This window comes from Aeromonas bestiarum, from assembly GCF_000819745.1.
In the GTDB taxonomy this organism is placed as follows: Bacteria; Pseudomonadota; Gammaproteobacteria; order Enterobacterales; family Aeromonadaceae; genus Aeromonas; species Aeromonas bestiarum.
Genome location: NZ_CDDA01000015.1, coordinates 291286 through 298691, shown reverse-complemented (window position 1 = coordinate 298691; position 7406 = coordinate 291286). Strand labels below are relative to the sequence as shown.

At 61.4% G+C, this 7406-nt stretch carries 5 protein-coding genes and 1 other RNA gene; 1 reads left to right on the top strand and 5 read right to left on the bottom strand.

Features of this window, described 5'->3' with window-relative positions:
• Positions 1-2219, top strand: a 2219-nt coding sequence (locus tag BN1118_RS08540; protein WP_043555529.1) for an autotransporter domain-containing protein, incomplete at its 5' end; no start/stop codon positions are given.
• Positions 2220-2705: 486 nt separating this feature from the next.
• On the opposite strand, the gene ffs is transcribed toward BN1118_RS08540, so the two are convergent.
• The 5 genes from ffs to mmsB all read right to left on the bottom strand — a co-directional run bounded on the left by ffs (position 2706) and on the right by mmsB (position 7367).
• Positions 2706-2802: signal recognition particle sRNA small type (gene ffs, locus BN1118_RS21105), an RNA gene on the bottom strand.
• A gap of 101 nt (positions 2803-2903) precedes the next feature.
• Positions 2904-3692, bottom strand: a complete 789-nt coding sequence (locus BN1118_RS08535; RefSeq protein ID WP_043136249.1) for a sulfite exporter TauE/SafE family protein — start codon at positions 3690-3692, stop codon at positions 2904-2906.
• 91 nt (positions 3693-3783) lie between these two features.
• Complete coding sequence (gene arcD / locus BN1118_RS08530) at positions 3784-5220, bottom strand: arginine-ornithine antiporter (protein ID WP_043555527.1); 1437 nt, start codon at positions 5218-5220, stop codon at positions 3784-3786.
• 388 nt (positions 5221-5608) lie between these two features.
• Entirely contained in the window at positions 5609-6370 is a 762-nt protein-coding gene (locus BN1118_RS08525) for an SDR family oxidoreductase (RefSeq protein ID WP_043555525.1), read from the bottom strand.
• Positions 6371-6434: 64 nt separating this feature from the next.
• Complete coding sequence (mmsB, locus tag BN1118_RS08520; protein WP_043555524.1) at positions 6435-7367, bottom strand: 3-hydroxyisobutyrate dehydrogenase; 933 nt, start codon at positions 7365-7367, stop codon at positions 6435-6437.
• Positions 7368-7406: the final 39 nt, after the last annotated feature.

The following is a 7406-nucleotide window of genomic DNA, read 5'->3' as shown; positions in this document are numbered from 1 at the left end:
CGGCTACGGTGACCATCACCGTCAGTCCGCCGAGCATCAGCCTGAGCCCCACCACGTTGAGCAACGGCACTGTCGGCACCAGCTACAGCGCGACGCTCACCGCCTCCGGCGGCACCGCGCCCTATACCTATGCGATCACCGCCGGTAGTCTGCCGGTCGGCCTGAGCCTGAATACCGGCACAGGTGCCATCAGTGGCACGCCAAGCGCCAGCGGCGCAAGCAACCTGACCGTCACCGCCACCGATGCCAACAGCGCGACCGGCTCCCAGGCCTACACCCTCACCATCGATGCCCAGGCACCAGTCGCCGGTGCCGTCAGCGCCACTGTCGCCGCCAACAGCAGTGCCAACCCGATCACCCTGGCCCTCAGTGGCGGCACTGCCACCAGCGTCGCCGTGGCCAGCGCCGCCAGCCATGGCACTGCTACCGCCAGCGGCACCAGCATCACCTACACCCCGACCGCCGGGTTCTCCGGTGCCGACAGCTTCACCTACACAGCCACCAACGCCAGCGGCACCTCCGGCCCGGCTACGGTAACCATCACCGTCAGCCCGCCGAGCATCAGCCTGATCACCACCACGTTGAGCAACGGCACTGTCGGCACCAGCTACAGCGCGACGCTCACCGCCTCCGGCGGCACCGCGCCCTACACCTATGCGATCACCGCCGGCGCCCTGCCTGAGGGCCTGAGCCTGAATGCCACCAGAGGCCTCATCAGCGGTACGCCAAGCACCGCCAGCACTACCGACCTGACCATCACAGTCACTGATGCCAAAGGTGCCAGCAGCTTGCAAAACTTCTCGATCACCATCTCTGCCATGGAGATCTCCGTGCCAGCATCCAGCCAGATCCTGGCCGTGGGACAGTCTGCCACAGTCGACCTGACCCAAGGTGCCACCGGTGGTCCGTTCACCCAGGCAACTCTGGGTTCGGTCACCCCTGCCTCCGCCGGGCGAGTAACGATGATGGGCCGCTTCTCGATGCGTTTCGTACCGTCGGTCGCCTTCGCTGGGACGGCAATCGTCAGCTTCAGCCTGCGGAACGGTAGCGGTGCCAGCTCAGCCAGCACCGTCAGCTTCATCATTAAGGAACGTCCAGACCCGACCAAGGATGCCGAAGTTATCGGCCTGCTTAACGCTCAGAGCCGGACAGCAGAGCGCTTCGCCGGCACTCAGATGGACAACTTCAACCGACGTCTTGAGCAGTTGCATCAAACAAATTGCGACCGTAATTCGTTCAATGCCAGTTTACGCAAGGATGACAGTGCCATGCCCCTGGGCGAGATCGCCAAAGCTATCCAGAGTCAGCAAGGAGATTCCGCCAACCAGGCACAACTGGAAGAAAGCAAGGCCGCAACCTCGGTGCAGAAGAACGGCTGCAAACAGGAGGCCTTGGCATTCTGGAGCGACGGCTTCGTCAACGTCGGCTCTACCCATGCGCAGGGCGCGCAAGACAACAGCTTCACTACACTGGGCCTGAGCGCCGGTGCAGACTATCGCCTATCACCAACTGCCATCGTCGGTGTCGGTATCGGCTACGGCAACGACCGCAGTGATATCGGCAAGAACAACTCTCGCAGTGATGGGAAAGCCATCGGTATCGCCACTTATCTAAGCCTGAACCAGGCGCCGCAGGTATATGTCGACGGCCTGCTGGGCTACAACCGTATCAGTTTTGATTCACGCCGTTACATCACCGACAGCGCAGATGACTATGCCAGTGGCTCGCGGGATGCAGATCAATTGTTCGCATCCCTGACTGCCAGCTATGAATACCGCAAGGGGCCGTTGTCGCTGGCGCCTTACGGCCGCTTGAACGCCAGCACAACCCTCATGGAGGCTTACCGTGAAAGTGGTGGCGGCATTTACGGTCTGTCCTATGAAGAGCAACGCCAAGAGAATTTCACATCCTACCTCGGTGTGCGTACTAGCTATGACCTGATGGCTCCGCTTGGTGTGGTGACACCCAAGGTTGGCCTGGCTTGGGGCCACAACTTCAGTCGTAGTAGCGACTACAAGATGCGCTATACCGATCAGGGCGACGAAGGCATGCTTTACAGTCTCAAGCCCGATGCTCAGGACAACGATTTAGCCGGCCTGGATATGGGTATCGACTTCAACCTAGGACACGCCTGGCAGCTAGGGGTTTCATACAAAACCAATCTTGGGTCAAATGAACGCAACGACACTTTCCGAGTGGGCTTAAATGGCAGGTTCTGAACCCAGGTCTGGGAGATAGCAACAAAACAACACTCCGCCATACTCCGGCGGAGTGTTGAACATTCGCCGTGATAACGTAGCCGATGTAGTTCTTCTGGTTGCTGAGCGCTTTTGGTGCCCAGAAAAGTGCCCTCTCTTTCAGGGTGCGCTCACTGAGTTCTGAGAGTACAGGGGATGAAATAGCAGAAGGAGCCATCAGGACTGACTGAGGGGCAGGATTGGCCGCTGGTTGTCTCTGTTGTTGTAGCTGCTGAGATTCCGATAGGGAGTTGCCGGAGGTTCTGGCTGGGCAGCTACTGGCTTTACGCGAAAATGCCCACAGGGGAGCAAGGTCACCTTGCGGTAGTACCAGATACCTTGCGCAGAGAGCCAGAGATTCAGAGATTCACTATGAAGACTCAAGATCCATCCACACAAAGTGGATGACCAAGAGGTCTAGAGGGGGGTTGAGAGGCTAACTTATTGATCTGCAGAAACAGGTGGTGGCCCCACCAGCCACATCCCGGCACTCGAGTCCCCCGCCTTGGCTGCTACCTTCCGGTCCTGACCAGGTTGACGAGTTATCAATGCGAGAGGACCAATGGGACCACCGGCGAGGAGAATAGCAAAGTCCCGTTTCATTGCAATGGCTTTCTGCCGAGGGACGAACCGTTCGCCTTATTTTTCAACAATCTGCCGAATGAATCAGCTAAACAGCATGAACTTGGCCCCCACCAGCAGCATCAGCAGGGCGAACGCCTGCTTGAGCCGTTGCGGGGAAAGTTTATGGGCCAGCTTTGCCCCCACCCGGGCGAACTGGGTGCTGGTGAGCACTATGCCGAGCAGGGCGGGCAGGTAGATGAAGCCCAGGCTCCATTCTGGCAGGGAGGCATTGCCCCAGCCGGCGTAGAGGTAGCTCAGGCTGCCCGCCAGCGCGATGGGCATGCTGCAGGCGGCGGAGGCCGCCACGGCGTTGCGCATCGGCACGCTGTTCCAGCTGAGATAAGGCACAGTGAGCGAGCCGCCGCCTATGCCAAACAGCGCCGACATCCAGCCGATGACGGTGCCCGCGATGCCGGTGCCGACAGGTCCCGGCAGGTGCCGCTCCGCCTTGGGCTTGAGGTTGAGCCCCATCTGCAGTGCCATGGTCCAGGCGAAGCAGCCGATGATGATGTTGAGGGTGCTGGCGCTGAGCAGGTTGGCTGTCATGCCGCCAAGCCAGGCGCCGATCAACATGCCGGCCCCCAATCGGCGGATCACCACCCAGTCGACCGCGCCGGCCTCCTGATGTGCCCGCAATGAGCTGAAACCGGTGAAGATCATGGTGGGCAACGAGGTACCCAGTGCCAGATGGGTAATGATATCGGGGGCCACCCCCTGAGCGTGGAAGCTGAGAACCAGCACGGGCACTATGATGAGACCGCCACCGATCCCGAACAGCCCCGCCAGCATGCCCGCGAAAGCACCCAGCAGCAGATAACCCATAAACAGCATAAAAATTCCTTCCGAGGCGGCGCCTGACCATTCAGGCCAACACGCGCATAAAAAAAGAGATGGCCCTTGGGCCATCTCTTCATTGTGCCGGTTAACTCAAGGGAATGGTACCGTCCATCACCTTGTAGAAGGCCAGCACGGCGCAACCGAGCAGGGCCGCCGTCATCCCCTGCTCCAGCCGGTTGAGGCCGCGCAGCCCGTGGTGCTGGCGCGCCTTCCAGTAGATGAAGATGCCGGGGCTGTAGAGCAGCGCCACCAGCAGCAGGTATTCCACCCCGGCGGCATAGACCAGCCAGCAGCCGTAGAGGGTGGCCACCAGCGCCAGCAGCAGGTCGCGCTTGCGCTGATGGGGCTGACCCTCGTAGGTCTCCCCTTTCAGCGCCAGCTTGAGGCCATAGGCACCGGAGAAGACATAGGGCACCAGCGCCGCCGAGGTGGCGATGTTGACCAGCGCCAGATAGGTGCTGCTCTGGAAGTAGATGATGATGAGGAAGATCTGCACCAGGCAGGTGGAGCACCAGAGCGACACCTTGGGCGAGCCGTTCTTGTTCTCCTTGGCAAACCAGCCAGGGAAGACCCCTGTCTTGCCCGCGATATAGGGCACTTCCGCCGCCAGTACCGTCCAGCTCAGCAGGGCCCCCATCACGGAGATCACCAGACCTATGTTGATGAGCCAGGCGCCCCAGGGGCCCACGACGGCTTCCAGGATCATGGCGGTGGACGGGTTCTTGAGGGCGGCCAGCTGCGGCTGACTCATGACACCGAGGGAGAACAGGGTCACCATCACGTAGAGCGCCAGCGCGCCGAGCAGCGCCAGCACGGTGGCACGGCCCACGTCCTTGCGATGACGGGCGCGGGCGGAGACCACCACGGCCCCTTCGATGCCGATGAAGACCCAGAGCGTCACCTTCATGGTGGACTTGACCTGATCCATCACGGAACCCAGCTCCACGTTGTCGTGGCCCCAGATATCCAGAGTGAAGGTCTGCATGTTGAAGGCAAGCAGTATGGCCACGCAGAACACGATGAGCGGCACCATCTTGGCGATGGTGGTGACTATGTTCACCAGGGCCGCGACCTGGATCCCACGCAGCACCAGGGCGTGCACCGACCAGATGAGCAGGGAGGCGAGCGTGATGGCCACAGGCGTGTTGCCGTTGCCGAAGATGACATTGTCCGGCGTGTCGAAGAAGTAGCTCAGGGCGCTGAACACCACTATGGCGTAGGAGACGTTGGCCAGCAGCTGACAGAGCCAGTAACCCCAGGCGGCGTTGAAGCCGATGAAATCGCCGAAACCGGCCTTGGCATAACTGAAGATACCGCCATCGAGATCCGGGCGGCGCATGGAGAGATTCTGGTAAACCAGCGCGAGACAGATCATGCCAAGACCTGTGATGGCCCACCCCAGGGCGACGGCCCCGGCGCTGGCATGAGCGGCAATATTTTGTGGCAGACTGAAGACCCCGGCGCCGACCATGGAGCCGATCACCAGCGAGATGAGGGCGCCAAGCCCTAGTTTCTTGTCCATCTCAATCCTGTTTGATTAGGCGGCGGTAGAGCATCCGTATTCATACTGCGCGCAATATGGGAGGGGCGAAAAATCCGTACCCCGTGAAAAAGGCGGCAACTATATTGCATGACTATTCCGACCGCAATCCCTCGTACCGTCAATCGTGCACCGTCTTGACCGCGCGCAATTCTACAGCACTGACCTCAAGCGCCTGTGAGCTGGCTCAAATTAAGAAAGACCCGTTGATATTTCACATTTTTCCATGACTTCGCCCCCGTTTTTCGGAGCAGACCTGCATGAGCATGCAGCTTGCAGCCTGGGTCGGCAGCATCGACTGCTGACAAACGTTTCAATAAAAATGCCCCTGTACCAGGGGCCAGGGGCATCTGCAAAAGGCAGCCGGAATTTAGAGTCGCAAGCCGCCGTCGAGCTCTATCATGCGGCCGGACAGATAGTCATTGGCGAGAATAAAATGCACGGTTTCGGCCAGCTGGTGCGCCTGCCCCAGGCTGCCGACCGGAATGGCCTGCTGCATGCGCGCCATCGCCTCCGGTTTCATCGCCGCCGTCATGTCGGTGGCAAACACCCCGGGGGCTATGCCCATGACCCGAATGTTGTGGCGGGCCAGCTCCCGCGCCCAGGTCACCACCAGGGAGGCCACCCCCGCCTTGCTGGCGGCGTAGTTGCTCTGGCCTATGTTGCCCGCACGGGCGATGGAGGATATGTTGACTATGACGCCCCCCTGCCCGCCTTTGGCCATCAGGGCCGCCCCTTCGCGACCACAGAGGAAGGTGCCGGTGAGGTTGACGTCGATGACGGCCTGCCACTGGGCCAGACTCATCTTCTCCACCAGTTCGCCCTCTTTCACCTTGATAAGCATGCCGTCCCGCAGTATGCCGGCGCAGTTGACGAGGCCATGCAGGGCGCCACATTGCTCTTTAATCGCGGCAAAGGTCGCCTCCACCTCGGCTTCACTCGCCACGTTGCAGACGAACAGGGCACACTGGCCATCGCGACTGCGCAGCTCGGCTTCGGTCACCTCCAGATCGGTGCGATTCACATCGATCAACGCCAGCACGGCGCCCTGACTGGCCAGGCTCAGGGCGATGGCACGGCCGAGCCCCCTGCCCGCCCCCGTGATGGCGATGACTTTCTGCTTGATATCCATGGGTACTCCTTGTTGTTAACTGAGTTGCCGCCCGCTTGATGAGGTGATGAGCAAACTGCGCAGACTAGCCGGCCTGTGACGGGTCCCGCGTTTTATCCAGATAGAGCTCGACGATACTGGAAAAATCCTTGCTCTCCTGGCCCTGGCTTGCGTGCAGGTTGAAGAGGTTGCGGGCCAGGGCCCCCATGGGCACGACGCTGTGGGCATGTTCGGCCAGGGCCATGGCCAACCCCAAATCCTTCACCATCAGCCGGGTCATAAAGCCCCCCTGATAGTTGCGGGCGGCAGGTACGTTCTCCATCACGCCAGGCCAGGGGTTGTAGCGCTCCAGGCTCCAGTTGTTACCTGAGCTCTTGCCCATGATGGTGGAGAGCACGCTCGGATCCAGCCCCTCCTTCACCCCGAGCGCCAGCGCCTCGGCGGTGCCCGCCATGTGGATGGCGAGCAGCATGTTGTTGCACATCTTGGCGATCTGGCCCGCCCCGAGCGCCCCGGCATGAAACAGGTTCTGCCCCATGCAGGCGAGCACGGGTTTGGCCGCCTCGAAATCCGCCAGTTCGCCGCCGACGATAAAGGTGAGGGTGCCCGCCGCCGCCCCGGCGACGCCACCCGAGACGGGGGCATCGATAAAGCGGATCCCCCGGGCTCGTGCCGCCTCCCCCACCTGGCGGGCCGAGGCCACGTCTATGGTGGAGCAATCGATCACCAGGGCCCCCGCGGGCAAGGCTGCCAGCAGATCCTGTCCTCCCCGCTCTCCAGCACTCTCGCCGAGCCAGAGCCCGCGCACGTGCTCACCGGCGGGCAGCATGCTGATGACCACATCGCAATCGGCCACCGCCTCGCGGGCATCCCCGGCGGCGATACAACCGGCAGCGATCGCCTTGGCGACACTCTCCGGCATCAAATCAAATACCCGGACCCCGTGCCCCGCCCTGGCCAGGTTGGCGGCCATGGGCCCCCCCATGTTGCCCAGCCCGATAAACCCAATCCTTGTCATCTCGTCTGCTCCTTGCCGTGCTGGCGATCCAGCACCTGT

Excerpts from the sequence above, each read along its gene's own strand:
- mmsB (WP_043555524.1), bottom strand. The coding sequence starts at position 7,367 with ATGACAAGGATTGGGTTTATCGGGCTGGGCAACATGGGGGGGCCCATG.
- arcD (WP_043555527.1), bottom strand. The coding sequence starts at position 5,220 with ATGGACAAGAAACTAGGGCTTGGCGCCCTCATCTCGCTGGTGATCGGC.
- BN1118_RS08525 (WP_043555525.1), bottom strand. The coding sequence starts at position 6,370 with ATGGATATCAAGCAGAAAGTCATCGCCATCACGGGGGCGGGCAGGGGG.
- BN1118_RS08535 (WP_043136249.1), bottom strand. The coding sequence starts at position 3,692 with ATGCTGTTTATGGGTTATCTGCTGCTGGGTGCTTTCGCGGGCATGCTG.